At 39.9% G+C, this 26153-nt stretch carries 27 protein-coding genes; 16 read left to right on the top strand and 11 right to left on the bottom strand.

The genetic code is table 11. The annotated features are described in order from the left end of the window. Positions 1 to 2: 2 nt before the first annotated feature. The 3 genes from clpX to tig form a co-directional block, all read right to left on the bottom strand. A complete protein-coding gene (gene clpX / locus VB711_RS02190) occupies positions 3 to 1340 on the bottom strand; it encodes an ATP-dependent protease ATP-binding subunit ClpX (protein WP_323284038.1) in 1338 nt (445 codons plus the stop codon). Positions 1341 to 1349: 9 nt separating this feature from the next. After that, complete coding sequence (clpP, locus tag VB711_RS02185; protein ID WP_323284037.1) at positions 1350 to 2048, bottom strand: ATP-dependent Clp endopeptidase proteolytic subunit ClpP; 699 nt, start codon at positions 2046 to 2048, stop codon at positions 1350 to 1352. 152 nt (positions 2049 to 2200) lie between these two features. Next, complete coding sequence (gene tig / locus VB711_RS02180; protein ID WP_323284036.1) at positions 2201 to 3607, bottom strand: trigger factor; 1407 nt, start codon at positions 3605 to 3607, stop codon at positions 2201 to 2203. Between the two features lie 566 nt (positions 3608 to 4173). On the opposite strand from tig, the gene VB711_RS02175 reads away from it, so the two are divergent. The 3 genes from VB711_RS02175 to VB711_RS02165 all read left to right on the top strand — a co-directional run bounded on the left by VB711_RS02175 (position 4174) and on the right by VB711_RS02165 (position 8351). After that, complete coding sequence (locus tag VB711_RS02175; RefSeq protein ID WP_323284035.1) at positions 4174 to 5223, top strand: aspartate-semialdehyde dehydrogenase; 1050 nt, start codon at positions 4174 to 4176, stop codon at positions 5221 to 5223. A gap of 138 nt (positions 5224 to 5361) precedes the next feature. Beyond that, on the top strand, positions 5362 to 6246 hold the full coding sequence (gene dapA, locus VB711_RS02170; RefSeq protein WP_323284034.1) for a 4-hydroxy-tetrahydrodipicolinate synthase: 885 nt from the start codon (positions 5362 to 5364) through the stop codon (positions 6244 to 6246). Positions 6247 to 6584: 338 nt separating this feature from the next. Next, positions 6585 to 8351 (top strand): ribonuclease J, encoded by a 1767-nt coding sequence (locus tag VB711_RS02165; protein WP_323284033.1) that lies wholly within the window; start codon positions 6585 to 6587, stop codon positions 8349 to 8351. A gap of 159 nt (positions 8352 to 8510) precedes the next feature. On the opposite strand, the gene VB711_RS02160 is transcribed toward VB711_RS02165, so the two are convergent. Continuing rightward, the gene (locus tag VB711_RS02160; protein ID WP_323284032.1) at positions 8511 to 8777 is read right to left on the bottom strand and encodes a nucleotidyltransferase family protein; all 267 of its coding nucleotides are present in this window, start codon (positions 8775 to 8777) and stop codon (positions 8511 to 8513) included. A gap of 1158 nt (positions 8778 to 9935) precedes the next feature. Further along, the gene (locus VB711_RS02155; RefSeq protein ID WP_323284031.1) at positions 9936 to 10277 is read right to left on the bottom strand and encodes a hypothetical protein; all 342 of its coding nucleotides are present in this window, start codon (positions 10275 to 10277) and stop codon (positions 9936 to 9938) included. On the opposite strand from VB711_RS02155, the gene VB711_RS02150 reads away from it, so the two are divergent. From VB711_RS02150 to VB711_RS02120, 7 genes are all read left to right on the top strand, one after another. After that, positions 10255 to 10479, top strand: coding sequence for a BrnT family toxin (locus VB711_RS02150; RefSeq protein WP_323284030.1), 225 nt, complete (start codon positions 10255 to 10257; stop codon positions 10477 to 10479). The two genes, VB711_RS02155 and VB711_RS02150, sit on opposite strands and share 23 nt — an antisense overlap. Next, complete coding sequence (locus VB711_RS02145) at positions 10466 to 10732, top strand: BrnA antitoxin family protein (RefSeq protein WP_323284029.1); 267 nt, start codon at positions 10466 to 10468, stop codon at positions 10730 to 10732. The genes VB711_RS02150 and VB711_RS02145 overlap by 14 nt, the downstream gene beginning before the upstream one ends. 114 nt (positions 10733 to 10846) lie before the next feature. After that, complete coding sequence (locus tag VB711_RS02140; RefSeq protein WP_323284028.1) at positions 10847 to 11137, top strand: BrnT family toxin; 291 nt, start codon at positions 10847 to 10849, stop codon at positions 11135 to 11137. Further along, a complete protein-coding gene (locus VB711_RS02135; protein ID WP_323284027.1) occupies positions 11115 to 11336 on the top strand; it encodes a hypothetical protein in 222 nt (73 codons plus the stop codon). Before VB711_RS02140 ends, VB711_RS02135 begins: the two co-directional genes overlap by 23 nt. A 201-nt stretch (positions 11337 to 11537) precedes the next feature. After that, on the top strand, positions 11538 to 11834 hold the full coding sequence (locus VB711_RS02130) for a transcriptional regulator (protein WP_323284026.1): 297 nt from the start codon (positions 11538 to 11540) through the stop codon (positions 11832 to 11834). A gap of 66 nt (positions 11835 to 11900) precedes the next feature. After that, positions 11901 to 12053, top strand: a complete 153-nt coding sequence (locus tag VB711_RS02125; protein WP_323284025.1) for a hypothetical protein — start codon at positions 11901 to 11903, stop codon at positions 12051 to 12053. Continuing rightward, the gene (locus VB711_RS02120; protein WP_323284024.1) at positions 11992 to 12282 is read left to right on the top strand and encodes a hypothetical protein; all 291 of its coding nucleotides are present in this window, start codon (positions 11992 to 11994) and stop codon (positions 12280 to 12282) included. Before VB711_RS02125 ends, VB711_RS02120 begins: the two co-directional genes overlap by 62 nt. Here the strand turns inward: VB711_RS02120 and VB711_RS02115 are convergent. Further along, positions 12269 to 12496: a helix-turn-helix transcriptional regulator gene (locus VB711_RS02115; protein ID WP_323284023.1), complete on the bottom strand. Its 228-nt coding sequence runs from the start codon at positions 12494 to 12496 to the stop codon at positions 12269 to 12271. The genes VB711_RS02120 and VB711_RS02115 overlap by 14 nt on opposite strands. Before the next feature lie 357 nt (positions 12497 to 12853). On the opposite strand from VB711_RS02115, the gene VB711_RS02110 reads away from it, so the two are divergent. Together VB711_RS02110 and VB711_RS02105 are read left to right on the top strand one after the other, a co-directional pair. Next, positions 12854 to 14557, top strand: a complete 1704-nt coding sequence (locus VB711_RS02110; RefSeq protein ID WP_323284022.1) for an AarF/ABC1/UbiB kinase family protein — start codon at positions 12854 to 12856, stop codon at positions 14555 to 14557. Between the two features lie 23 nt (positions 14558 to 14580). Beyond that, positions 14581 to 14955, top strand: a complete 375-nt coding sequence (locus VB711_RS02105) for a hypothetical protein (protein WP_323284021.1) — start codon at positions 14581 to 14583, stop codon at positions 14953 to 14955. 74 nt (positions 14956 to 15029) lie between these two features. Here the strand turns inward: VB711_RS02105 and VB711_RS02100 are convergent, their stop codons facing one another. Next, entirely contained in the window at positions 15030 to 15713 is a 684-nt protein-coding gene (locus VB711_RS02100; RefSeq protein ID WP_323284020.1) for a DUF1997 domain-containing protein, read from the bottom strand. Between the two features lie 239 nt (positions 15714 to 15952). On the opposite strand from VB711_RS02100, the gene VB711_RS02095 reads away from it, so the two are divergent. Further along, positions 15953 to 16609, top strand: a complete 657-nt coding sequence (locus tag VB711_RS02095) for an NAD(P)H-binding protein (RefSeq protein ID WP_323284019.1) — start codon at positions 15953 to 15955, stop codon at positions 16607 to 16609. A gap of 79 nt (positions 16610 to 16688) precedes the next feature. Next, positions 16689 to 17309 (top strand): glycoside hydrolase family protein, encoded by a 621-nt coding sequence (locus tag VB711_RS02090; RefSeq protein ID WP_323284088.1) that lies wholly within the window; start codon positions 16689 to 16691, stop codon positions 17307 to 17309. Positions 17310 to 17429: 120 nt separating this feature from the next. On the opposite strand, the gene VB711_RS02085 is transcribed toward VB711_RS02090, so the two are convergent. The 3 genes from VB711_RS02085 to VB711_RS02075 form a co-directional block, all read right to left on the bottom strand. Beyond that, positions 17430 to 18632, bottom strand: coding sequence for an MFS transporter (locus VB711_RS02085; RefSeq protein ID WP_323284018.1), 1203 nt, complete (start codon positions 18630 to 18632; stop codon positions 17430 to 17432). A gap of 132 nt (positions 18633 to 18764) precedes the next feature. Continuing rightward, the gene (locus VB711_RS02080) at positions 18765 to 19562 is read right to left on the bottom strand and encodes a ScpA family protein (RefSeq protein WP_323284017.1); all 798 of its coding nucleotides are present in this window, start codon (positions 19560 to 19562) and stop codon (positions 18765 to 18767) included. A gap of 164 nt (positions 19563 to 19726) precedes the next feature. Further along, entirely contained in the window at positions 19727 to 20824 is a 1098-nt protein-coding gene (locus tag VB711_RS02075; protein ID WP_323284016.1) for an AI-2E family transporter, read from the bottom strand. Between the two features lie 132 nt (positions 20825 to 20956). Between VB711_RS02075 and pdxH the strand changes: the two genes are divergently transcribed. Next, complete coding sequence (pdxH, locus tag VB711_RS02070; RefSeq protein WP_323284015.1) at positions 20957 to 21601, top strand: pyridoxamine 5'-phosphate oxidase; 645 nt, start codon at positions 20957 to 20959, stop codon at positions 21599 to 21601. Positions 21602 to 21862: 261 nt separating this feature from the next. Here pdxH and VB711_RS02065 read toward each other — a convergent pair whose 3' ends face one another. Then, positions 21863 to 24133 (bottom strand): ATP-dependent helicase, encoded by a 2271-nt coding sequence (locus VB711_RS02065; protein WP_416233549.1) that lies wholly within the window; start codon positions 24131 to 24133, stop codon positions 21863 to 21865. A gap of 80 nt (positions 24134 to 24213) precedes the next feature. Here VB711_RS02065 and VB711_RS02060 point away from each other — a divergent pair, with 80 nt between their 5' ends. Beyond that, a complete protein-coding gene (locus tag VB711_RS02060) occupies positions 24214 to 25899 on the top strand; it encodes a glycosyltransferase family 39 protein (RefSeq protein WP_323284013.1) in 1686 nt (561 codons plus the stop codon). Positions 25900 to 26153 lie beyond the last annotated feature (254 nt).

Here is a 26153-nt window from a genome sequence, read left to right as displayed (position 1 = left end):
ATTTATGCTGATTCGGGTTTGGGGAGTGAAGATGGATGTACTATCAATTCGGCAGTTGAACGTTTTTCAACCATTTCTTTGGTAACTGTGCAGCGTGTCACATCTTTACGAGATGGTAACTCGTACATGACATCTAACATCAGTTCTTCGATAATACCTCGTAATGCCCTCGCGCCTGTTTTACGACGGTAGGCTTCTTGAGCGATCGCTCTCAAGGCATCTGGTTTAAATTCTAACTGAACATTGTCCATATTCAGCAACTTTTGATATTGCTTGACTAAGGCGCTGCGTGGTTGGGTCAAAATCGCCATCAGTGTTTCTTCATCCAGGGGATCTACTACCGCTACCATGGGAATCCGCCCAATAAATTCGGGAATCATGCCAAATTTCACCAAATCATCCGGTTCTAAATAGCGCAATGTGTCCGCTACCCGTTTTTCCTTGCTTTGGCCTTCTCCTGGCTGCACAAAACCAATTGACTTTTTGCCGACTCTCTGATCTACAACCTTTTCCAAACCCACGAAAGCCCCACCACAGACAAACAAAATATTACTGGTATCAATCTGGATACAGTCTTGATAAGGGTGCTTTCTGCCGCCTTGGGGAGGTACATTAGCGATCGTTCCCTCTAACATCTTCAGTAAGGCTTGTTGTACCCCTTCCCCAGAAACATCTCTAGTAATTGACGGATTTTCACTTTTACGAGCGATTTTGTCAATTTCATCAATATAGATGATTCCCCTCTGGGCTTCCTCCACATCTAAATCTGCCACCTGTAACAGCCGCAGTAAGATATTTTCTACATCTTCTCCCACATACCCTGCTTCTGTGAGTGTAGTAGCATCAGCCACAGCAAAGGGAACATCCAGAATTTTTGCCAGAGTTTGAGCTAGAAGGGTTTTGCCGCAACCAGTTGGACCAATTAGCAAAATATTCGACTTTTGCAGTTCTACTGGATCTTCAGCCCCAGCCTTACCATTACCCTTGGACTGAATCACGGCCAATCGTTTGTAATGGTTGTAAACTGCAACTGAAAGCACCTTTTTGGCTTCATCTTGTCCAATTACGTGTTCATCTAAATATTTTTTAATCTCTCTCGGTTTAGGTATTTGATTAAACGAGAGATTAGATGAACGAGCGCGACGTTTTTCTGGTGGTTCTGAGTGCGTGGCTGGTGGAGAAGCTGCACTTGTATCCAGTAATTCTTCGTCTAGAATTTCATTGCACAAGTCAACGCATTCATCGCAGATGTAGACTCCCGGCCCTGCGATTAATTTACGCACCTGCTCTTGAGACTTGCCACAAAATGAACATTTTAAATGGGAGTCGTACTTAGACATACCAGCCTCTTATTTCAGAATGGTGACGTTTTCCCCTGCTGTGGGAAGATTTTGCCGAGAAATGACCTGATCGATCAAGCCGTAGTTCTTCGCTTCTTCTGCCGACATAAAAAAGTCGCGTTCTGTATCTGCTTCAAGCTTGTCTAAAGGTTGACCAGTATGTTTTGATAGCAACTGATTTAAATTCCCCTTAATGTACAGAATTTCTCTAGCTTGAATTTCAATGTCAATGGCTTGTCCTTGAGCGCCACCCAGGGGTTGGTGAATCATTATTCGCGAGTCAGGGAGAGACATCCGCTTGCCGGCGGTTCCAGATGTTAACAAAAATGCCCCCATGCTTGCCGCTAGTCCGAAACAGATAGTAACAACATCGGGACGGATTTGTTGTATTGTATCGTAAATCGCCATGCCCGCGTAAACAGAGCCGCCAGGAGAATTAATGTATAATTGAATATCTTTTTCTGAGTCTTCTGCGTCTAGAAATAACAGTTGGGCAACAATTGAGTTAGCCACTGTATCGTCTATCGGCGTTCCTAAAAAAATAATCCTCTCTCGCAGTAGGCGGGAGTAGATATCAAAAGCCCTTTCTCCCATGCCAGACTGTTCGACCACCATTGGCACGATATTGTTAGGGCTGCTCAAGTGGGAGCTAATGGCTATGGGACTCAAGCTGGTGATGGGGTAATTTCCCGACTGCGATCTAAGCATACAATAATATTTAACAACAATGAGGACGGGTTTTGCAGCCATTATGGCTGCTTGTTTTGGAAATGGAAATTTTGATTTTAGCTATGTATTAACCATTATGCCTTATATCAAATGGGGATTGGGGATAATGTTTCTCTGTTAAGAGCTTTCTCCTACAGATTCACCGCTTCTATGTCGATAGTTGTTTCGGTGCTTGGCGGTTCTGACTCTGTTTGTTGGGTAGCACTTACAGACCCGACGGTAACTAATTCTACAGATGAGTTTTCTACGAGCCAATTGAGGACTTTACCGGATAATAATTCATCTGCCACGACTAAGCGCAGTCTATCCTGGTCTATTTCCTCATCGGTATATTGCTCTAAAAGTTCTGTCAATCTGACTTCTATTTCTTCCTTTGTGACTGTGATAGATTCACGTTTACTAATTTCTTCCAGACACAGGAAGCGTTTTATCCGTTCTATGGCATCAGGGCGCGATCGCTCTCTTAATTCTGATATAACTTGTTGAGTCAATAGTTTTTTCACATCTATGCCCTGCTCAGACAGCCGCATAGCTGATTGAGTCACCATCATATCAATTTCTTTCTCCACCAAGGTTTCTGGTAGATCAATTTCTACGTGCTTGAGTAATTCCCTTAACAGGGCTTCTTGCTGGTTGATTTTGGTTTGATCTGCGGCTTCTTTTTGATAACGCTCTTCTAATGAGGAGCGCAATTCGCCCATTGTCTCAAAATCACTCACCTCTTGAGCAAAATCATCATCTAATTCCGGTAGTTCTTTTTGTTTGATTTCTTTCAGGGTGACAGTGAACAGCGCCGCTTTACCAGCCAACTCGTTGTTACCATAGGGATCTGGGAACTGAGCCGCAACTTCTCTGGTTTCTCCAGGGTTCATCCCAATCATCCCTGATATAAAACCGGGAATAAACTTATCTTCTTGCAATTCAACTTGAAAATCCGTCGCGTCTCCACCGGGAATTGGTTTTGGTTCGCTAGATTCGTCTTCACCTTCAACTTTGCCTAGTACACCTTTAAAATCGACTATAGCAACATCTCCAAATCGCGCTTCTCTTCCTTCTACCGGCACTAAGGTCGCCATTTTTTGCCGTTCCTGATCCAGCAGTTGATCCACACGAGTTGGATCATACTTAATTTCTTCCGCTTGGACTTGGAAACCAGTGTACTGCGTGATATTAATTTCTGGTGCCACATCCACAGAAATAGAAATAGTTAGGGGTTTACCAGGTTCATACTTACTGATTAAATCCTCAAAGGAGGTGAGTAATCGAGGTTGACCAATGGCAGTAATAGCCGCTTGTTTGACTGCTTGCTCGATTCCATCGGGAATAATTTCTTCTAAGACCGTGGCTTTAATCCGACTTATACCTAAACGCTGGAGCAATATCTGCCGGGGTACTTTTCCTTTGCGAAACCCAGGAATATTTGCCGTGGTAGTTAATTTTTTAATTACCTGGTCGTATTTTTGTTTGGTAATTTCTGGTGTAATCTCTATTTCCAACCCAATTTGGCTGGCGGGAAGTTTTTCCTGGGTAACTTTCATGCTTTTGCTTTGTCTCTATTTTCTCGTGTTTTTATCTTCAGACCACAGACAAGAACCAGCCCAACGACTCAATTATAGCCATTGCTTGCTTTGCTAACTTACTGTCTCATGTTTTAGACCCCTGGACGGGACTATTGCCCTAAGCAAAGATCCAGTTTACAGCCAATGGCCAAAGACTGAACACTTTACTGATATAATTTTACTGACCTGGGGGGCAGGGGGCAGGGAAAAAGGCGACAAACGCAAGAATAATTGATCTCCTCTCACCTGTTACCTGTGATTGACAGTCTTTTTCTCTTTCACTCAGTTGCAAGTTATTGTATAGTAGTATATGATTTGAGTTAATAGTCCATCCCAAAGATAATTATTATCAACTGGAATTATTCATTAGGTTAAAAAATAAAAGCAAAAAATAACTATTTGAAAATTCTTAAATATACATTAAGGTTAAAAAAAGGCAAGGACATATCCAAAATCTAGTTGACACCTCCTATTTTAGACAGGAGCGGAAGTTTAAATTAATACAAAAAATGTTATTCACGTAAACATTAAAGGAGAAATTAAGTTTGTCTAAATCCTATCGTGTAGCTATTTTGGGGGCGACTGGTGCAGTAGGAACAGAATTACTGGAATTATTGGCGAGCCGGAATTTTCCAGTTAGTGATTTAAAATTGTTGGCATCAGAACGGAGTGCAGGGCGATCGCTAAAGTTTAAAGGAGAAAGTTTACCAGTAGAAGCAGTGAGCGATCGCTCCTTTGATCAAGTAGATTTAGTCTTAGCCAGTGCCGGGGGTAGCATCTCCAAAACCTGGGCAGGAGTAGCAGTAGCCCAGGGTGCCATAGTCATTGATAATTCTAGCGCCTTCCGCATGAACCCCGATGTTCCCCTAATAGTCCCAGAAGTCAATCCCCAAGCCATAGCTAATCACAAAGGGATTATTGCCAACCCCAACTGCACCACGATTTTAATGACAGTAGCAATCTGGCCACTCCATCAAGTAAACCCAATTAAACGGATTGTTGCCGCTACCTATCAATCGGCTAGTGGTGCTGGTGCCCAAGCCATGGAAGAAGTAAAGATCCAAAGTAAAGCTATACTACAAGGAGAAGAACCAATTGCCCAAGTGTTGCCCTACCCCCTAGCCTTTAATCTCTTTCCTCATAACTCCCCCCTAACCGATTTGGGATATTGTGAAGAAGAATTAAAAATGGTCAACGAAACCCGGAAAATTTTTGGCAATCAAGAAATTAGAATTACGGCAACTTGTGTACGGGTTCCCGTACTCCGCGCCCACTCTGAAGCCATTAACCTAGAATTTGCAACACCATTTAACCCAGATGATGCCAGAGCAATTTTAGCTCAATCACCGGGAATTAAATTAGTAGAAGATTGGCAAAAAAATTATTTTCCCATGCCAATGGAAGCCAGTGGTCGGGATGAAGTTTTAGTCGGCAGAATCCGTCAGGATATTTCCCACCCTTGTGGGTTAGAACTATGGCTGTGCGGTGATCAAATTCGTAAAGGTGCGGCCTTGAATGCAGTGCAAATTGCCGAATTATTAGTAGAAAAAAATCTCCTTTCCCAGAGAAATACCTATGTGGCAAGGGAGAAATAAAAAAATTAGGTGGTAAAAATTTTTGATTCCCGAATTAATACGCGAATCACCCTTGAAAGTAATTTGCAAATAGGTTATTAAAGTAGAACCACCAAAGATACAAACAACAAAAAGGGCTAATCAGGAGTGATAAAGAGGGTGGGAGATTTTGGTACAGTTGTAACCGCGATGATCACGCCGTTTAAAACAGACGGCAGCGTTAACTATGATGTAGCCGCAAAACTGGCAGCACATCTATGTGACAATGGCACAGACTCATTAGTAGTTTGTGGAACAACAGGGGAATCACCCACCTTGAGTTGGGACGAAGAATACCAGTTGTTCACTGAAATATTGCAAGCTGTAGCGGGGAAAGCTAAAGTAATTGCCGGTTGTGGATCTAATTCAACCAAGGAAGCGATCGCGGCGACACAAAAAGCAGCTAGAATAGGAGTACATGGTTCTTTACAAGTTGTTCCCTATTACAACAAACCCCCCCAAGAGGGGTTATATCATCACTTTCAGTCCATAGCAAAAGCCTGTCCAGACCTACCCATGTTGTTGTATAACGTTCCTGGTCGTACCGGTCAAAATCTCAGTCCAGAAACAGTTGTCCGTTTAGCTGAAATTGACAACATTGTGGGCATTAAAGAAGCCAGTGGGAACATAGACCAGTCCAGTGAAATTCGCCGCTTGACACCAAAGGAATTTCAGATTTACGCTGGAGATGATTCTTTAACCTTGCCTCTGTTAGCAGTTGGGGCTAAGGGTGTGGTAAGTGTAGCTTCTCATCTGGTAGGTAATCAACTACAGCAGATGATTCAAGCCTTTAATATGGGAAAAATTCAGATAGCTACTGATATTCATCTCAGTCTGTTCCCATTGTTTAAAGCTTTATTTTTAAATACAAACCCCATTCCTGTTAAGCAAGCATTAAAACTACAAGGTTGGGAAGTTGGTTCAACTCGTTTACCACTATGGGAAGCTGAACCAGAAATTTGTCAAAAGTTGGAGGTAGTGATGGAAAAACTGAGTTTAATCTGAATGCAAACAAGTAATGAGACAGAATTAATTACACAACTGGTTTTTCTGTTCCCTGTTCCCTGTTCCCTGTTCCCTGTTCCCTCTCCCAACGAATGAATTTAATTTTGTCCGACTACTTAGATTAAAGACTGAGTAATTGATTGTTGATAAAAAATACATAATAAATGACAGAGATTAATTGTTAGGTAAATGTCAATTTAAATATCTATGCTACAGCTGGAAGATATGAAAATCATTCAGTTTCAGATTCCTTTTATTCAAAAAAACGAACTGAATTAAATTATAGATTTAGTGTTGTATTTAATACCAAAAAAACAAGCGACAATATCAAGGAGAAAATGACTAAAAACGAAGTAAAGTCCGCCCTAAAAATTATTCCACTAGGCGGTTTGCATGAAATCGGCAAAAACACCTGTGTGTTCGAGTATAATGACGAAATAGTGCTGTTAGATGCAGGATTAGCCTTCCCCACCGAGGCTATGCACGGGGTAAACATAGTATTGCCGGATACGACCTATCTCAGAGAAAATCGCCACAAAATTCGAGGAATGATCGTTACTCACGGTCATGAAGACCACATTGGGGGGATAGCTTTTCACCTCAAACAATTTGAAATTCCGGTGATTTATGGACCCAGGCTGGCAATGGCCATGTTGGAGGGTAAACTAGAAGAAGCAGGAGTGCGCGATCGCACCGAATTAAGATCAGTCCGTCCCCGTGATATGGTGAGAATTGGACAATCCTTCATGGTGGAATATATTCGCAATACCCACTCCATTGCTGATAGTTTCACCGTTGCCATACATACCCCATTGGGTGTAGTTATCCATACGGGCGACTTTAAGATTGACCATACCCCGGTAGATGGCGAACACTTTGACCTGCAACGTCTGGCAGAACACGGCGAAAAAGGTGTACTGTGTTTGTTAAGTGATTCTACAAATTCAGAAGTACCAGGATTTACACCTTCGGAACGCTCTGTTTTTCCCAATTTAGACAGAGTATTTAGTCAAGCAACCGGGCGATTATTTGTCACCACCTTTGCTTCTAGTGTGCATCGCATCAACATGGTTTTGGAACTGGCGAAAAAGCATAACCGTGTAGTGTCAGTTGTAGGGCGTTCCATGCTCAACCTGATCGCCCATTCCCGGAATTTAGGTTATATCAAGTGTGAGGATCGGATATTTCAACCCTTGCACTCTGTCCGTGGTATGCCTGATGAGAATGTGTTGATTCTCACAACTGGTTCTCAAGGTGAGACGATGGCAGCCATGACCAGAATTGCTAACCAAGAACATCCCCACATCAAAATTCGGGCAGGAGATACGGTAGTTTTCTCTGCTAACCCCATTCCCGGTAACACGATTGCGGTGGTGAACACCATTGATAAATTGATGATTCAAGGGGCAAAGGTGGTCTATGGTAGAGATAAAGGGATTCACGTTTCTGGTCACGGCTGTCAAGAAGATCAAAAACTGATGATTGCTTTAACCCGTCCTAAGTTCTTTGTGCCTTTCCACGGTGAACATCGGATGTTGGTGAAACACTCAGAAACCGCTCAGAGTATGGGGATTCCGGCGGAGAATATGGTGATTCTCCAGAATGGTGATGTAATTGAATTAACGGAAGAATCTATCCGTGTAGCGGGTAAAGTCCAATCTGGGATTGAGTTGGTGGATACAACCAGTTCTGGTATGGTCAGTTCCAAAGTCTTGCAAGAACGGCAACGCATGGCTTCAGAAGGGATTATTACGATCGCTGCGGCCATTGATTGGAATGGTAAACTGTTGGCTAAACCGGATATTCATCTGCGGGGTGTGGTGACGAGCATAGAGCGATCGCTCCTGCTAAAATGGGTACAGCAACGGATTGAAGAAATTCTCACTGTTCGTTGGTCAGAATTTGTCACAGGTAATGAACCAGGAGATATAGATTGGGGTGGTGTGCAAGGAACTTTAGAAAAAGAGTTGGCACGTTCTATCCGTCGAGAGTTACAATGTCAACCAACTGTGACTTTGTTGATGCAAATTCCCGATGAACCACCTGTCAAGGTATCTGATGGCAGAAGACGACGGACTCGCACAACTGCACAAGTCGCTTCGTAGAAGCCCTGGCGACTAGAAGTCGCGGCTACACAGACAAAACCCACCTCCGTGGGTTTCAAACCCTTGATTTTTCATTAATCCACGCAGGTGGACTTAGCTTGTGTAGTAGCGACTTCTAGTCGCCCAAAACTTTTAAAACATCCTCTAAACGCTCATCTTTCATAATCGGACAGATTCATTTAATACTTTATCTTTAATTAACTCATGTAAATTTTCTGGTTCAGTAACATCAACTTTTCGTCCTAATAATGCGGCTAAATCTTGAATTAAAGCTATATAGTCAAATAAACTGCATTGAGAATCTAGTTCTACTAAAAAATCTACATCACTATCTGGTGTTGCTTCACCCCTAGCCACTGAACCAAAAATGCTCACATCATAAGCGCCATATTTAGCTGCAATTTTTAATATTTCTTCTATTCCCATAAACCAGTCTTCACGAATTCCCTACTTTAACTGTAATATAAATTGAAGAAATTCCCACCATCCGTTGGTCAAAATTTTTCATGGCAAGTGAACCAACAGATATAGATTGGAGTGAGTTGTGTTTTTCATAGATGGTTAGGCCGCTATCAAGATCAGTTCCCCTTCACTTTGTAGTGATCTTGACACGTTCGATTATTTCCATTAAGTAGAATCGCAATTCCTCGTAGGTTGGTTTGACGTAAAGAAACTCAACATTAAAGCAAATTATGACAATCCCCAATAACTCTTAGGAATAACGGATGCACTTAATCATACTACTAACTTTGAAAATATATGGACTTTAGCACAGAAGAGATTTCTGATATGGTAACTCTACTTCAGATGATCCCTATAAATGGTAAAGGAGTAGGGTGGTATCCACTAGAGCGTATTCTAGCGATACGTGGTCATTCAATTTCCATAGACGGAAAACTGATAAATTTATTAAAGAATTTAGAGAGTAGCGGATTTATAGAATCAAAGTCACTTTCAAAGTCTTTACATCCTCAATATGTAGTAACGAGCAAGGGAAAGCGGTGGTTGGAAAGTCAGCCAGTAAAATAGGAACATTAATTCATTAGTCGTAACCGCTCAATAATCCGGGGTAAATCGTTCAATAACAAGCCTCAAATAGCGTAAAATAGTCCCCGAATAGGTAGTCCGCCACCAAACGCATCTAAATCCTGTAATCCATGCCTAATAAGGGTTTCAAATTTTAGTTGCAAAAATAAACAATGGTTGAAACTTTTGTCCTGTAAGCATTCTAAAAATAAGATGCGTTTGCCTTGACTATGTTATTAAACTTTAATGGCCTAGTGTAGCGAAATTTAACCTACTAATCGCTCGTTTAACGTCAATAATTGCAAAGGTTTAGCAATGCTAAACCCCTACCCACACGGTGTTTTGTGAAAATTAGAGAGTGCGATTTTTTGGGAGAGTGCGATACCTGCGATGAGCTACGCTGACAGGGATTGAATATGCGATGCCTTACCATAAGTATAGTAACTCATTGCTAAAAAGCGATCCTCATTTTACCCCAAAGTGCGATAGCGAAGCGCTGACTTGTCAGTTCGCCAGCAATTCTCATTTTAAGGTTTCATGACATTGAAACCCTTGCGGTTATAGGGTTTTACCATTCTTAACAAACTCGGGGATCGCTGAAATGGCGTAAAATCGTTTCAAAATGAGAATCGCTGTCAGTTCGCCTTGTTGCTGGAATGAGAGAGCGATCGCCTTTCTGTAGACGGAGAGCGATCGCCTTGTTGTTGGAATGAGAGAGCGATCGCCTTTCTGTAGACGGAGAGCGATCGCCTTGTTGTTGGAATGAGAGTGCGATCGCCTGTTTGGTTTTGAGGTCAGAGAGCGATCGCCTTTTTGGTGGAATGAGAGAGCGATCGCTTTTTTGTTGTTGGGAATGTGCGATAGCGTTGTTGCTGGAATGAGAGAGCGATCGCTTACCATAGATATAGCCTTTTGTATAAAAAACTTAATTTTTAACTCAGATCCAGAACATTCCATAGAAGAAGAAAGAGAATGGATTATTGGAGAATCTTATAAAAATTGTTTATTGGTTGTTGTTTATACAATGAGAAGCGAAACAATTAGAATTATCAGTGCTAGACCTGCAACAAAATCGGAGCGTCAACAATATGAAGAAGAATGATGAATTTCCTTTTGCTCATGCTAGAAGAATTACTCCATTAGAAGTAATAGCTGCTGAACAAGCTATTCAAGAACAGTTTGGAATCAATTACACTCGACGAGGAAGACCAGTTAAAAGTGAAACAGAAAAATATCAATCAGTTTCTATTAGATTACATCCTCAAGTGATTACTTGGGCAAAATCTGAAGCAGAAAAACAGGGAGTTGGATATCAAACAATTATTAATGAAGCATTACTAAAACTTGTTTCATAGCTTTTTGTACTGTAAAAAAGAGCGATCGCCTTGTTGCTGGAATCAGAGAGCGATTTTTAGGAAGAACGGAGAGCGATCGCCTATACTAAAAGTAGGTTATAATTTCTAATTTATATGAAGTTAGAATTTGAATGGGATGATAACAAAGCACAAATAAACTTTGATAAACATAAAGTAAATTTTGAGGAAGCAAAAACAGTATTTGATGATCCGTTTGCATTGATATTTGATGATTTAGCTCATTCTTTCGGTGAACAAAGGGAAATTATTATTGGTTATTCTAATAGAAATCGTTTACTTGTAGTTTGCTTTACTGAAAGAGAAAAGGGTTTAATCCGTATTTTCAGTTCTCGTTTAACCACCAAAAAAGAAAGACAGGATTATGAACAAAACACCAAATATTAACGAAGATTCTTTTGAATCAGACGATTTATTGCCTGAATATGATTTCGATTATAGCAAAGCTCGTCCTAATCGTTTTGCATCAACACCAGAAAATAGAATTACTATTACCCTTGATCCTGATGTTGCTAAAATTTTTCAAACATCAGAAGCAGTAAATCGCGCTTTACGTTGTTTATTATCAGCTATTCCTGAAATATAAACTGTCTTGAAAAGCGATACCTGCTGTGGGTTAACGCGATAGCGCAAGCGCTGCTGCTTTCAGCAGATCGCCTTTTTGTTGTTGGGAAAGTGCGATCGCTCACTGTAGATATAGTAACTCATTGCCAAAAAGCGATCTTTATTTTACCCCAAAGTGCGATCGCAATTTAGATATAATACAAACATTCTGAATTAAAAGCTTATGAATTTAAAAACGATTAAAACTGAAACAGATTATCAAGAAGCATTAAAAGAAATTGAACAGGTTTTTGATGCTGAACCAAATACACCAGAATATGAAAAATTAGATATTTTAACAACTTTAGTAGAAGCTTATGAACAAAAATATTATCCTATAGATCCTCCATCCCCCATCGCAGCAATTTTGTATTATCTAGAAAGTCGTAATCAGGGAATCGCTGATTTTATTGAAAATCTGAAACGTCACGGAGTCAGTGAGGAAATAATTAATCTAGCCTTAAAGGAAATGATTAATTAATAGTTTATAAACTCAAAATTAGAATTATCAGTGCTAGACTTGCAACAAAATTGGAGCGTCAACAATATGAAGAAGAAAGCTGAATTTCCTTTTAATCATGCTAGAAGAATTAGTTCCTCAGAAGTAATAGCTGCTGAACAAGCTATTCAAGAACAATTTGGAGGTATCGCTTTTCTTTCGTTATGGAAAATGGAGTGCGATCGCGCAAGCAATCCGTAGGAATCGCCTTTCTGTAGGTGGAATGATGGAGAGCGATCGCTACGCTAGTATTTTATTGATTCCTCTCTTTACACTGAAAATTACCACAAATCTCGTAAAACAGGCAATGGAATCTATTCGTTTTATAGATGTTACTTCTTGGATTGAATCTATTTTTGGTTCTTCCATGCTCTCTCAAAGACGAAATCTTAAATCCGCGTATATTTTCTGGTATTTTAGTCGTCATTAAAAAACTCTCTGGGTGAAATATTTAAAGCGTCTGCTATTTTGTGAATGTTTAAAAGACTTATATTTCTTTCTCCACGCTCGACTCCTCCGATATAGCTACGATCTAAGTGACATAAATGTGCTAATTCTTCCTGGGATAGTCCACGGGCTTGCCTAATTTGACGTAGACGATCGCCGAATTTTTTCTTAACATTTGTATGATTAGGTATTGTCATAACAGCGATTAAAAACTATTGCTGCTTATGAGTCCACAGACTTTAAGTACCATAAATTTCTGAATCAACTCTAGGAATGACGCACGGGGTAAGAAACAGATGGGTTTGGTAGCTGGCTTACCCTGGATACTCTTACAGGAGATAAAATCCTTCATCCTTACTTCTAAAAATATTAAGAAATGATAAAATTATTAAGTTTTTAGATAAAGACTTGTACTTTTCTAAAGTATGATTAAGAAAATGATAAACAAGCTCCGGGCAGTAAGATCCGGCTAGAAATTGCCTTGTGTACTACTTAGTAAGAGGCAAATAGTTTTTATTTTTTAACTTAACCAAGTTCCAGAGGCGAAAAAAGGCGTGGGTCAGTATCAACCTGCTCAACTTAAACAGTATAATCCAGAGGCGATCGCTAGTTACTTTCGTTATCGTCCCTGGGAAATTTGGGGACGACTGGTAAGAATTATCTGGTGTTTTGCAGGATTTATACTCGGTCTGAAATGGGACGAATGGCAAAATAAAATTGAGCAGCACAAAGAAAAACGAGCTATCCAGCTACGAGAACTGCTCACCCGACTCGGACCAACATTTATTAAAGTTGGTCAAGCCCTATCCACTCGTCCCGACTTAATCCGCAAAGATTTCTTAGAAGAACTGGTAAAACTACAAGACCAGTTACCACCCTTTGATAATAATCTGGCATACCACATTATTGAAACCGAGCTAGAACGTTCGATTTGGGATGTTTTTAGCGAATTATCGCCCAAACCAGTAGCTGCTGCCAGTTTAGGTCAAGTCTACCGTGGGCGTTTGCGGAGTGGAGAAGAAGTAGCCGTCAAGGTACAACGTCCCAACCTACGACCTGTAATGATGCGGGACTTGTATTTAATGCGTTGGGCTGCTAGTTGGCTTTCTCCTTGGCTACCTCTCAATCTAGGTCATGATTTGACACTGATTGTAGATGAGTTTGGGACAAAGTTATTTGAAGAAATTGATTATATTAACGAAGGTCGCAACGCCGAAAAATTTGCTGGTAACTTCCGCGACGATCTCCAGGTAAAAGTTCCCTCTATTTACTGGCACTATACCACCACTCATGTTTTAACCTTGGAGTGGATTAATGGATTCAAACTCACAGACACTACAAAGATCCGGGAAGTAGGTTTAGACCCAGAAGCAATAATTCAAATTGGCGTAACTTCCGGCTTACAACAACTTTTAGAACATGGGTTTTTCCATGCTGACCCCCATCCAGGTAATTTATTTGCTGTCCCTGACGGTAGGATGGCTTACATTGACTTTGGGATGATGGATCAGTTGGAGGAAAGTACCAAGGAAAACCTAGTAGATGCCTTAGTGCATTTGGTGAATAAGGATTACACTGATCTAGCGGAAGACTTTGTAAAACTGGGTTTTTTAACTTCAGATACGAATATTGCCCCCATCGTACCAGCTTTAGAAGCGGTGTTAGGAAACGCCATTGGTAAGAACGTCAAGGACTTTAATTTCAGAACAATTACCGATGAATTTTCGGAATTGATGTATGAATATCCTTTTCGAGTTCCTGCTAAATTTGCCTTGATCATTCGTTCCCTTGTTACCCAAGAAGGAATTGCATTAAGCCTAAATCCAGAGTTTAAAATTGTGGAAGTGGCTTATCCCTATGTAGCAAGACGACTGTTGACCGGGGAATCACCGGGATTAAGACGACGGTTATTGAATGTGTTATTTAAAAATGGTAAATTTCAATGGCAAAGGTTAGAGAATTTAATAGCGATCGCTCGCACCGATAGTAACTTTGATGTCTTACCCACAGCCAAATTAGGGTTGCAATTTATGTTATCGGAAGAAGGTAAGTTTCTGCGTCGTCAGTTAGTCTTGGCTTTAACTGAAGATGACCGCTTACACACCGAAGAAGTGCAAAGCTTGTGGAACTTAGTCAAAGATGACCTACCCGCAAATAGATTATTAGATGTAGCGATCGCTCTTTTAACAGATTTCTCCAAAGAAAGCGTAGCGGCTATTCTGCCAAAAGATCAACCCCTTGCTGCCAGTAAAAACTAATTTTTAACAAATCAGGAGTGTTCATGTACTATTATCCACTGCAACCACCATATTTTCTGCTTCTAGCAGGGTTTCTCACCGCATTAACTTCTGGTTTAGCCTTATCCGGTACGTTAAAAGTAATTGTGCAGCAATGGCCTAGTGAAAACCAAGAAAATATCAAACCTCGTTCCTCATTAAAACAGTTATTTGTCCCCTTTCTAGGTATAACTGCTGGAGTGTGTTTATTTCTTTCCTGCGGTTTAGAAATATTCGGTTTTCCTTCTCCCCTAGCTTTAGGAGTGGGTTTACCAATTAGCCTATTAACCTGCTTATTAGTGTGGTTACAGTTAGGTAGTTTGCTAGTATTTGTCCAACGTCAAGGAATGCGATCGCTCGATTTAGATTCTTGGTCATAAATCACGGATTAAATGGATTTCACTGATTTCACGGATTTTATGATTAATGAGGATTGATGGATTTTACGAGTAACTTATTTTTTGTGCTTGTGACAATTTAGCGGAAACGGTATACCCAAAGATTGATGGAAATTTTCTTGCACCTTTCGGGTTAACCTGCGGGAAACTTGACGAACAATTTGCATAAGTAAGCGATCGCCTGTAGACTGAATTAAAGAGTGAGGTAAACGCTGGATAAATTTGGGGAAATTAAGCTCAACCCTCAAATCCAATTGCCATTCAACTTTGGTAACTTCATTGACATTAGTAGATACATCACTTGGTATATCTTCAACTAACTGTAATGATGCTTGATAGTCCACATCATAACCGGGGGGATGGTAATCAGGAATGGGGATAGTGCGGATACGGTATATTCCCTGATCTGCGGGTAATAATTCCAAGCCAATTTTTGGCTCAACCTCATAACCAAAAGAGCTAAAACGACCAATTACTAAAGCATAAGCATTTTCTCCCAATGATTGCACCGTCATCGGTTCAGCACAGTTAGCAAACCATAAAGAGTGATTATTTAGATAATCAATAACACTAGCTGTAGGAGCGTACATTTCCATACAGTCTTGGTAACGAACATAAAATTTTGTTATCCCTGGATTGGATTGCTGAAAAAACGGTTCACCGTCCGCGACATTGGAGTTTCCGGGTAAACCCGATTCGTTGATGTCTAAGGATTGAAATTTCCTATTTTGTGAAACCATAAATCCGATTTTTGTTTTTATATATTTTGAGTTTGGCGTTTGTTTAGATTAAAAGTTCCCCTGAATGGAGATTTTTACACCAAGATGCTAAGTTAAAGAAAATCTCCTGTAATGGCTAGGTTAATATTATCGATTCTCATGTTGCCATATAAAGAGCGATCGCACTACGATACAAATCACAACTTTATCCAAAAATCATCACAATTAAGTTATATTAGTTTCCCAGGATCACAAACTTTATGAAAGCATTTGTCGCAGGAGCAACCGGTGAAACAGGCCGTCGTATCGTCCAAGAATTGGTATCACGGAATATACCCGTTCGTGCTTTGGTGCGGGATATCGAGAAAGCTAGAGCGATTATTCCTCCAGAAGTTGAATTAGTTGTAGGCGATATATTAGAACCAGAAAGCCTTGCAGCCGCATTGGGTGATAGCACTGTAATATTATGCGCTACTGGTGCAAAACCCAGCTTTGACCCCACTGGTCCCTATAAAGTAGATTTTGAAGGTACAAAAAACTTAGTAAATGCCGCAAAATCCCAGCAAATTCAACATTTTGTCTTGGTTTCTTCCTTATGTATTTCCCAGTTTTTCCATCCTTTGAACCTGTTTTGGTTAATTTTGTTTTGGAAAAAACAAGCCGAAGAATATATCCAAAAAAGTGGACTCACCTATACAATTGTGCGACCTGGGGGGCTAAAAAATCAAGATAACACCGACCCAATAGTGATGCAGGGTGCTGATACATTGTTTGATGGTAGCATTCCCCGGCAAAAAGTGGCTCAGGTTTGTGTAGAATCTTTATTTGAAACGGCAGCACATAATAAAATTGTCGAGATTGTGGCTAAACCAGAGGCTACAGCTAAAAGTTTTAGGGAATTATTTCAACAGTGCTGAGTTGGGAGTTAGGAGTTTGAAATTTAAAGGCGTAGAAAAATTAATTGCCCCAATAGCTGCCCTCCTTGGCTTTGTGTATATGTTTCAGTGGTATATTGGTGGAGATGTGCGATCGCCCTCGGATCCCATATTTGAACGTAAACAGCCCGTTTTGGTGATGAAAGGAGGAGACCCTTACATTCGTGCCTTAATGCGAACCATCTCCGCCAGTGAATCCACCAGTAATCGTCCTTATTCTGTATTGTATGGTGGTCAACAGGTCAATGATCTCAGCCGACATCCTGAAATATGCGTCACCATTGTCACAGGACCCAATACAGGTAATTGTTCCACTGCTGCGGGTAGATATCAAATCATCAATACAACTTGGTATGAAATTGCCCCTCGCTATCATCCCAAACCGAACCAAGTGATGTTTTGGGTTAACTATAGTTTTGAACCAGAATATCAAGACGTAGTGGTTTACCGTTGGTTAAAAGATCAGAAAATATGGAAAACTGACATTTCTCAACTCCTACGTCAAAAAAAGTTAAATGATGTTTTACGCCAACTTTCTCCCACTTGGACAAGTTTAGGATATGGGATAGAAACTAATTCCAACACCAGTTCTTTGCCCAAAGTTTATCAAAAAGTCTTACAAGAAGAATTAAAATCTGTCAATTCGACATTATCTCCCAAATCAAACATCAAAACAAAGTAGGGTGGGCATTGCCCACCAAAACCCACCTAATAAACTACTTATAGCGGTCATAAATCATTCGTGATAAACAAGATCCCCGACTTCTTAAAGAAATTGCAGATCTGGACACTAATAGAATTATTATGAGAATATCTGGTCATTTTCAATTTTTAATTCTAGTTTAGCCGATCTATCTTGCCATTTTACCCACAATAGAAACGGGATTGCCATCAACTGACTGATAACAGAAAAGATCACCAATAAAATAATAGACCTATCATATAAAACACCCATTAAAACACTACCTAAAAACCACGATAAACCATAACCTGCACTAAATATCCCATAAGCAGAAGCCCTTTTATTCTTAGATACCAGCTTCGCAACAGTAGCTTTGAGAATAGATTCTTGTGCGCCCATACCCACACCCCACAAAATCATTCCTGCTAACGCAAAGGTGCTATGATCAGAAAAAGCCAAAGGCGAAAATAAACAAGAAAAGCAGACCGCAACAACTAGAATTAATATTCCACTGCGGTCAAATAGATACCCAAATATCAGTGCTGCTACAGCATCGACTGCCATAGCTAAAGCATAAAATAGAGGAATTGTTGTACCTGTAGCGATTTCTTGTTTTTGCAAGTGATAAGCAATGAGAGGAAAATCCGCATATCCAGCCGCTACTAGGGCTACAGCACCAAGATAAATCCAAAAAACCTGCGGAAACCCTTCTTCTTGATTTTCTAAGGTTTCTTCTTCAAAATCCTGGGGATTGGGGTAAATAACTTGCAATATTAACAGCATTACCAATCCTAGAACAGCAGGAACAATCAAAATTGCAAAGCCATTCTGGTAACTTCCATGGAAATAAAGCACTGCGGCTACAGCTAAGGGACCCATAACCGCACCAGTTTGATCCATTGCTTCATGTAAACCAAAACCAAATCCACTACCCAATTGACTAACACCGTGAGAAAGTAGGGCATCCCGTGGAGGAGTCCGTATTGCCTTACCTGTGCGTTCAGCAATCATTAAAGCTGCTGCTACTTCCCATCTTCCTGCAAAGGCTAACAGAGGTACTACTGCTGTATTTAAGAAGAATCCTAAAGTAGTAATCATCCAATATTTGCCTGTTTTATCGCTAAAATAACCAATTACCAAGCGAAAACAGTAGCCAATTAACTCCCCAAACCCGGCTATTAAACCAACTACAGTACCGCTTGCTCCCAAAACTTGCAGATAAACGCCTGTAATACTACGCGCACCCTCATAAGTAGCATCAGCACAAAGGCTAACAAATCCGAGTAAAATAACAAACCTTAGAGCAGCATTTTTTTGGAGCATTTTTACTTAACAGTAGTTTTCGATTAAACCCACCACAAAAATAATCTGTAATTGATCCTTCATCCGCGTTAATTTGCGTTAATCTGCGTTTCATTCCTCTTCCATTTGTGGTACATTTTGAGCTAACCCCAATTAAACTATTTCTTTAAAAGGTAGGCGAATTTTAATCTCTTGGTAAAATTCTTCTTGAAAAAGTTCCACTTTAGATTGAGCGGAAAGCAAGAGTAATGCCCAGAATACACTAACTAAGTGACTATGCTCCGACTCATGACTAGAATTAGTTTGATCTGGTTGCTTTGCCTTTGTCCACATCTGTACCAATTGTTCTAAATTCCAACAATTTTCCTCTAAATTTAGTTCTTTAGCCGAAAAATGTAACACTTCTTCTACTTCTCTTGCCACTTCTGTCAAATTTTCTTGGTGAGCTAATTCTAGTGCCTCGCGCATAGCTTGTACACTAGCCTGACGCTTAGGACGCTGAGGTTTTTTAACTTTATCTACCAGTTTCAACTGATTAGCCATGATCTGCAATTGATCGATTAATTCTTGCAGAGTCACACGACGCTTTGGTGGTGGCATTGCTGAGGGACGACGACGCAAATGGCGCTCTAAATAAAGACGATGAGCAGGATGTAATGCCCCATCTTCATCTGGAAAAATAGCATCATCTAAATCTTCTGTAGCATCATTGACTGTAGATAATTGCATTAATGTATTAGCTTTAAATAAAACTAGCATTGATGCGGATAAAAAAGCCTGTCCAGATTGGGATAAGTCAGATTCATAACCTCTGATTGTGGCTTCAGGAGCCATTAGTTCTAAATAACGGTCAATTACCTCAATTACCTGTACATCCCAAGGGTCAATTTCTCCTTGTTCGGCTTGGTCAATGAGGTGTGTAATTGTTTTTAATAGCTGTGCAGCATCCATGTATTGTCAATTTTAGATCAGGTCTTGTTTAAACCATAAACTTTAGACCTCTTGCATAAATACTTTGGTGTCGCCAAGAATATTCTTGAAAAGCTCACGCAAAGGCGCAAAGACGCAAAGAAGAATTTGAAAATCACGACTTTTGCAAGAGGTCTTTTGTCAACTCAGCCTTCCTCTTGATCTGGTGGCGAGTCGTAATTAATAGTAAAGTTAGATACAGATTCACTCTGTTTATAGTTTTTGATGGCATCGAAAGTGCCTTTGATAGTACCAGCGATAGGTACAGCAACTAATGTTCCTAACAATCCGGCAATCTCAAAGCCCATTAAAATAGAGATAAAAATCCAAATGGGATTTAGTCCGATAAAGTCACCTAATAATTTAGGTGCTAAGAGATTATCTTTGATTTGTTGCATAATGGTTGCCATTAATGCTACTGGAAACCCTAACCACCAATTTTGTAGTAATACTAAGATTGTGACTAAACCAATACCTAAAGCTGCTCCGACAAAAGGAATAAGTTCAGAAATTCCGATGACGATCGCAAACAATAGAGCAAATGGTACTCTCAGAAATAAGAAAATAGGGGTAAGGGCTACCACCATAAACAGTCCTAATAATAGTTGACTGAGGAAAAAGTTATGGAAATTGAGTTGTAAAGATTTGCTGAAAGGGACTCCAATGGAAGATGGTAACAGATTTATTAGACCATACCAGACGCGATCGCCATAGAGCAGCATATAAAATGCCAGGACAATTACCAAGACTACATTAATTAATCCTGATAGCAGTGTCCCTGCCACCCCCACAGCCCCAGAAGCTATTTGCTGCACCAAATTTTGAATACTGCCATTAATTTGACCACTTATGACTCTTAAATCAACAGGTAATCGCCGTTGCTTGGCTAATGTCTCCCATTTTTCTAGATTTTCCTGACTTGCCGATAACCAATCAGGGATCTTATTTAACAGTTGAATTGTTTGATCAATGACAACTGGTACAAGAGTAACACCCAAAACCACGAACAAAGTTAAGGTGATAAATAAAACGATAATTACTGCCTGAGTATGGGTAATCCTAGCTTTTTCAAACAATTTTACCGGATAATTAAGTAAAAAAGCCAATATTGCCGCAATACTTAAAATAGTAATTGGGTTTTGAAAAAAACGAAACAGTACAGAGAGCAGCCAAACATTAAGAGCAATAATCGGGCCACTCAGACCGTAAATTAACAGAGTTTGCAGAGAGGCTGAACGGCGCATCTGATTTAAATAAAAGATTCGTAGAGAAAATTAGAGAAAATTTGTAAAACTCAAGTTATTACTCATTGTAATCATAAATATTTTTTTTAATAATTGTATTAAGTATATTTGAAAACAAAAAACTAAACCTCAATGGATAGAACCATAGCAGACCTCCGCAAAGACTACACCTTACAAGATTTGCATGAAGACGGGGTTGACCCCAATCCCTTTATACAATTTCAAACTTGGTTTACTCAAGCCACAACAGCCCAACTACCAGAACCCAACGCCATGAGTCTTGCCACCTGTACACCAGATGGTAAACCCTCGGCGAGAATGGTGCTATTAAAGGACTTTGACCAAAGGGGTTTTGTCTTATTTACTAACTACAACAGCCATAAAGGGCAAGAATTAACCATAAATCCCCATGCAGCCTTAGTTTTTTGGTGGGCAGAATTAGAACGCCAAGTGAGGATTGTTGGCACTGTAGAAAAAATCGCCCCAGAGGAATCTGACAAGTATTTTAATATGCGTCCCCCTAACAATCGTTTGGGTGCATGGGCATCTAATCAAAGTCAAGTCATTGCCAGCAGGGAAGTATTAGAACAGCAATTACAACAATTACAGCGCGAATATGAAAATCAGGAAGTTCCTAGACCACCTCACTGGGGAGGGTTTCGGGTGATACCGAAAGAAATAGAGTTTTGGCAGGGACGACCCAGCCGTTTACACGATCGCTTGCTGTATACTAAGTTAGATCATGGCAGTTGGAAAATAGAACGTTTATCACCTTAACTTTTTGTAAGTAGTCGGACAAAATTAAATTCATTCGTTGAGAGAGGGAACAGGGAACAGGGAACAGGGAACAGAAAAATTAGTTGTGTAATTAATTCTGTCTCATTACTTAGCAGGTAAAGGACATTAGACCTCTTGCATAAATACTTTGGTGTCGCCAAGAATATACTTGAAAAGCTCACGCAATCGCGCTTCGCGATCTCGCAGAGTAGGCGCAAAGAAGCAAAGAAGAATTTGAAAATTACGACTTTTGCAAGAAGTCTAGGTTTTACTCCTGACTCCTGACTCCTGACTCCTGACTCCTGCTATAAAATGACGCTTTAAGGCTGCAAATGCTGGACAAGGGGCGGAAGATTGTAGATTTTCGGGTTTATTCCAGGTAAAGGGTGCTTTTTGAGCGGCTGACATCCATAACAACCGCTTGGCTCTAGTCATGGCAACATAGAGTAATCGGTATTCTTCAGCGATTTTTAAATATTTTGCCTGTTCCCAAGCTTGACTAATTTCCGGTACAGTTTTTGTATGGAGTGCAGCCCGAATTTGGGCGCGGGCAACTTCTGATAAGGTAAAATCACCTAAAAATTGGCTTTGGGGAGGAATCCAAAATTTACCGGGAATCAGATTCTCGTGGAGAAAGGGTAGAAATACATAATCCCAGTCTAGCCCTTTGGCTTTGTGCATGGTGATAATTGTTAACTGACCTTCCTTGGTGTATTGTTCTTCTAAATTTTCTGTATCCACTGGTTCAAATCGTTCGGAACTAACAATCTCACTTAAAGCCGAAAGCATCGCCCCCATTGTATTATCACCGAATATTTGCTGGTTGATACGTTCTGCCAGTTTGTCGGCTGTAGCCAGTTCTGCTTGGTTATAATTGAGGGTTAAGGCTAAAAAGGAAATAATTTGATACAGAGGAAGTTGGAGACGGGCGCGGAGGATACTACGACATAAATGGGCAGCTTTCTGAACTGTTTCTAGTTGGGGTGCAGCTAAGGGTCCTGGATAGAGAAATTCTTCAGGCATACTGGCTAGGGTGTTGATGTCTTGGGTGGGAATTAATTGACGTGCGACGAGGACATCAAGACTGGCTTTGAGATAATCTGGAGAATGGGGGCGATCGCAAAATTGTAATAATGATAAAATTTCTTGGGGAACATGAGATCGACGTTCTCTTTCTCCCACATCATAAAGTCTAATTTTATGCTCTTGACATATCGACTCTAAAGCTGTAGCCAACCATTTCCCTTGACGATTTTCCCTGACTAACACCGAAGCGCGAGATTTAGGATCTTGGGTAAATAATTCAATTACTTTGTGAGAAAGTAACTCAACTGTATGATGAATATCACGGGGGCTATATAGTTCCAACCCTTGACCACAGGGTGCTGGATTAGCATCTGGTTGAGGATCATCTATCCCAACTGGTTGAATCATCTGGTGTAGAAATGGTAATTCTCCTGTTGTTTGTGACCACTGATTATTCACCCACTCCAAAACAAAGTTAGCTGCGTTGATAATAATTTTGGTGCTGCGACCAGCTTGATCCATTGTTGCCAGTCGTTGTTCAAGGTGACACTTTTTACAAAAATCACGAAAATAAATCGGGTCTGCGGGAGTAAAGGTGGAGTTAATAGCTTGATTAGGGTCGCCAACTCGCACTAAGTTATAAGAATTTTCTCCTTTTTGAGCCAATATTTCTAGTAATTGAGTTTGTAATGGACTAGAATCTTGAGCTTCGTCTTCAAAAACGGCGAAAATTTGGTTTTGTTCGATACGTTGACCGCTCTTATTGTCGAGAACACGCAAAGCTGCTAAGATCATATCATCGTAGTCGATACAGTCTGGTGTTCTATTTGACCTATGACGCATTAAGTTTTCATATTGTTCATACAGTCCGGCGCCTACTTCTAATATTTGATATTCATCTGTTGTTTGTTGATTCCATAACCGTAATTTGTCGGGTGATATCCCGGAACTTTTGGCTTCATGAATGACGGTATAGGCTAAATCTGGTAATATTTCTGTTCTTAATACTGACTGACGACGCAATCTTTCTGTTTCTTCCCCGTCAAAATTTTGACCTTCGAGTAAGCGAGAATAGATGCCGGGATGGTTAACAATCCATTGTTCTACAGCAGTGCGGATAAAACGGTGGCTTTGGTTGGGGGTAATTAAGGTGACGTTTTCTAATTGTAACCCCGATAAATCTGGATGACGACTGGCAATATTTAAGGCTAATCCATGTAAGGTGTAAACTGCAAAACCTGTTTGTGGTAAAGATAATTCTTTTAAATTTTGGCGGATTTTAAATTTAATATTGGCGGCAGCAGAACGGGTAAAGGTGACTATAATTAATTGTCGGCGATAATTGGTTTGTGTAGTTAGAGAATGTTGATATTGACGAGCTATGGCTATGGCCGCAGCTACGGCCATTCCTGTGGATTTACCCGCACCAGGAACAGCAGAAACCGCTAATGAACCGGATTTCCACTCAGCCATTTGCTTTTGTCCAGGACGCAAGCGATCGCTCATTTTGATGATATTCTGTTCTAACTGCTCAATAGAATTTCTCGTTTCTTGATTTAACATATTTACTTTTTAAACCCGTTCTAATGGCAAATGGCAGAGTTGACAAACATTATTTCAGTTTATTCGGTGCAGTTTTACTGGGGGCTATTTTCCGCTTTTGGTATTTAGATTTAAAACCTCTGTGGATGGATGAGGTAATTACTGCTATTTTTAGTTTGGGTAAAAATTACGCTGATTTACCTTTAAATACAGTTTTTCCCCTCAACGCTGTATCAGAAATTTTTACTTTTGTCCCTGGGATAACTTGCAGTCAAATTGCTGAAAACCTTGCCAGTCAATCTACTCACCCACCACTATTTTTTTGTATGATGTACAAATGGTTAGGGTGGTTGCATCCTTGGGGTGCGGAATGGGTGACAAAAGTGCGATCGCTACCAGTTATATTTGGTATCACTACAATTCTAGCCATTTATGCCCTTAACCGTCTCGCTTTTTCCCCAAAATCGGGAATTATGGCAGCATGGATCATGGCCGTTTCCCCTTTTGCTGTTTACCTTTCCCAAGAAGCAAGGCATTACACCCTACCCATGCTCTTAATCACTTTAGCATTAGTGGGACTAATACAAATACAGCAAGATATATCCACACGTTCCAAAATTAGACTTTGGGTTTGGTTAATTTGGGGAATTATTAATATAATCGGTCTTTATATTCATTATTTTTTCATAATAGCATTCATCGCCCAAATTCTTACAATTTCACTATTGCTTTATCAGACTAAATCGAAAATTATTAATCAGCGTCGAGTCATTCTAGAATTAGTTTTATCTACCACAGCCATTATTATTAGTTTTATTCCTTGGTTATCAGTCATATTCAGCCATTTTCGTAGTTCAGATACTAGCTGGTTGCCTACCACTAATCACATTGCCCCAATTTATCAAACCTTAATGAATTGGGTATTAATGATCGTTATTTTTCCTGTAGAAAATCCATCTTTAGTAATTGCCATTTGTTCTGGATTGTTAATGTTAATCTTTACTATTTGGGTAACTTGGCAAATCTTACCACCATTAAAATTTCTCTGGTTAGAAAATAAAACTAACCTACCCATATTCACCCTTTTAAGTTTTACCGGATTTGTCTTATTGCAATTTTTATTTATTGCCTATATTTTAGGTAAAGATATCACCATTATTCCTCGCTATAGTTTTGTTTATTATCCTAGCTTCTGTGTTTTACTAGCAGCAAGTTTCACAAGAAATAAAAATTTATTTTTAAAACGCATAAATTCAATATATATATTTCTGTTGGTAGGATTAATTAGTTGTGTTTTTGTTGTTTCTAATTTAGCATTTCAAAAACCATTTCAACCAGAGCAAGTTGCGAAAAACCTCAACCTAGAACCAACCAAACCCTTAATGTTAGTGATAGGTTATGATAATTATCAAGAAGTAGCAGCAGGATTAAGTTTTGCCTTAGCTTTAGATCAAGTAAGAAATAACAACATGGATAGTTTAGCTTTTATAAATAAACCCCCCAGTTTTGATCTTCTTAAAAACAAGCTTTCTCAAATTTCCACACCCAACGTATCTCAATTAAATCTATGGATTGTCGGTGCAAGCATGATCAGAAAAGACTTTTCACCACAGTTACAACTTAGTCAACAAATGACCTGCAATATAGATATTAACCAACATTATCGCATCGGAAGATTTCCTTATCAACTTTATCGTTGTCAGAGTTTGAAAAGTTTCTGGGAATTATAAATCACTACTACACAAACATGGAAGGCATTAAAACACAACTTGCCAATAAATTTATATTAGGGCTTACCCACTGTACAAATTAATCATAATCTGTTTTTACCAAAATAGGTTGTTTCAGGTTGTGGGTAATTATGCTTTTACCGATAAATTAACCGTGGGGTAGGGGTTTAGCATTGCTCATTGGTGTCAACTTAGGCTCTAATCGTTGTCCCACAAACGTATTACCCCACCCCTTAATCCCCTCCCCTCTTGAG

It is taken from the genome of Cronbergia sp. UHCC 0137, assembly GCF_034932285.1.
GTDB lineage: Bacteria > Cyanobacteriota > Cyanobacteriia > Cyanobacteriales > Nostocaceae > Cronbergia.
This window is presented reverse-complemented; position numbering and strand designations above follow the sequence as displayed.

Excerpts from the sequence above, each read along its gene's own strand:
- clpX (WP_323284038.1), bottom strand. The coding sequence starts at position 1,340 with ATGTCTAAGTACGACTCCCATTTAAAATGTTCATTTTGTGGCAAGTCT.
- clpP (WP_323284037.1), bottom strand. The coding sequence starts at position 2,048 with ATGCTTAGATCGCAGTCGGGAAATTACCCCATCACCAGCTTGAGTCCC.
- tig (WP_323284036.1), bottom strand. The coding sequence starts at position 3,607 with ATGAAAGTTACCCAGGAAAAACTTCCCGCCAGCCAAATTGGGTTGGAA.
- VB711_RS02165 (WP_323284033.1), top strand. The coding sequence starts at position 6,585 with ATGACTAAAAACGAAGTAAAGTCCGCCCTAAAAATTATTCCACTAGGC.
- VB711_RS02160 (WP_323284032.1), bottom strand. The coding sequence starts at position 8,777 with ATGGGAATAGAAGAAATATTAAAAATTGCAGCTAAATATGGCGCTTAT.
- VB711_RS02150 (WP_323284030.1), top strand. The coding sequence starts at position 10,255 with ATGAGAGAGCGATCGCTTACCATAGATATAGCCTTTTGTATAAAAAAC.
- VB711_RS02155 (WP_323284031.1), bottom strand. The coding sequence starts at position 10,277 with ATGGTAAGCGATCGCTCTCTCATTCCAGCAACAACGCTATCGCACATT.
- VB711_RS02145 (WP_323284029.1), top strand. The coding sequence starts at position 10,466 with ATGAAGAAGAATGATGAATTTCCTTTTGCTCATGCTAGAAGAATTACT.
- VB711_RS02140 (WP_323284028.1), top strand. The coding sequence starts at position 10,847 with ATGAAGTTAGAATTTGAATGGGATGATAACAAAGCACAAATAAACTTT.
- VB711_RS02135 (WP_323284027.1), top strand. The coding sequence starts at position 11,115 with ATGAACAAAACACCAAATATTAACGAAGATTCTTTTGAATCAGACGAT.
- VB711_RS02130 (WP_323284026.1), top strand. The coding sequence starts at position 11,538 with ATGAATTTAAAAACGATTAAAACTGAAACAGATTATCAAGAAGCATTA.
- VB711_RS02125 (WP_323284025.1), top strand. The coding sequence starts at position 11,901 with ATGAAGAAGAAAGCTGAATTTCCTTTTAATCATGCTAGAAGAATTAGT.
- VB711_RS02115 (WP_323284023.1), bottom strand. The coding sequence starts at position 12,496 with ATGACAATACCTAATCATACAAATGTTAAGAAAAAATTCGGCGATCGT.
- VB711_RS02105 (WP_323284021.1), top strand. The coding sequence starts at position 14,581 with ATGTACTATTATCCACTGCAACCACCATATTTTCTGCTTCTAGCAGGG.
- VB711_RS02100 (WP_323284020.1), bottom strand. The coding sequence starts at position 15,713 with ATGGTTTCACAAAATAGGAAATTTCAATCCTTAGACATCAACGAATCG.
- VB711_RS02095 (WP_323284019.1), top strand. The coding sequence starts at position 15,953 with ATGAAAGCATTTGTCGCAGGAGCAACCGGTGAAACAGGCCGTCGTATC.
- VB711_RS02090 (WP_323284088.1), top strand. The coding sequence starts at position 16,689 with ATGTTTCAGTGGTATATTGGTGGAGATGTGCGATCGCCCTCGGATCCC.
- VB711_RS02085 (WP_323284018.1), bottom strand. The coding sequence starts at position 18,632 with ATGCTCCAAAAAAATGCTGCTCTAAGGTTTGTTATTTTACTCGGATTT.
- VB711_RS02080 (WP_323284017.1), bottom strand. The coding sequence starts at position 19,562 with ATGGATGCTGCACAGCTATTAAAAACAATTACACACCTCATTGACCAA.
- VB711_RS02075 (WP_323284016.1), bottom strand. The coding sequence starts at position 20,824 with ATGCGCCGTTCAGCCTCTCTGCAAACTCTGTTAATTTACGGTCTGAGT.
- pdxH (WP_323284015.1), top strand. The coding sequence starts at position 20,957 with ATGGATAGAACCATAGCAGACCTCCGCAAAGACTACACCTTACAAGAT.
- VB711_RS02065 (WP_416233549.1), bottom strand. The coding sequence starts at position 24,133 with ATGAGCGATCGCTTGCGTCCTGGACAAAAGCAAATGGCTGAGTGGAAA.
- VB711_RS02060 (WP_323284013.1), top strand. The coding sequence starts at position 24,214 with ATGGCAAATGGCAGAGTTGACAAACATTATTTCAGTTTATTCGGTGCA.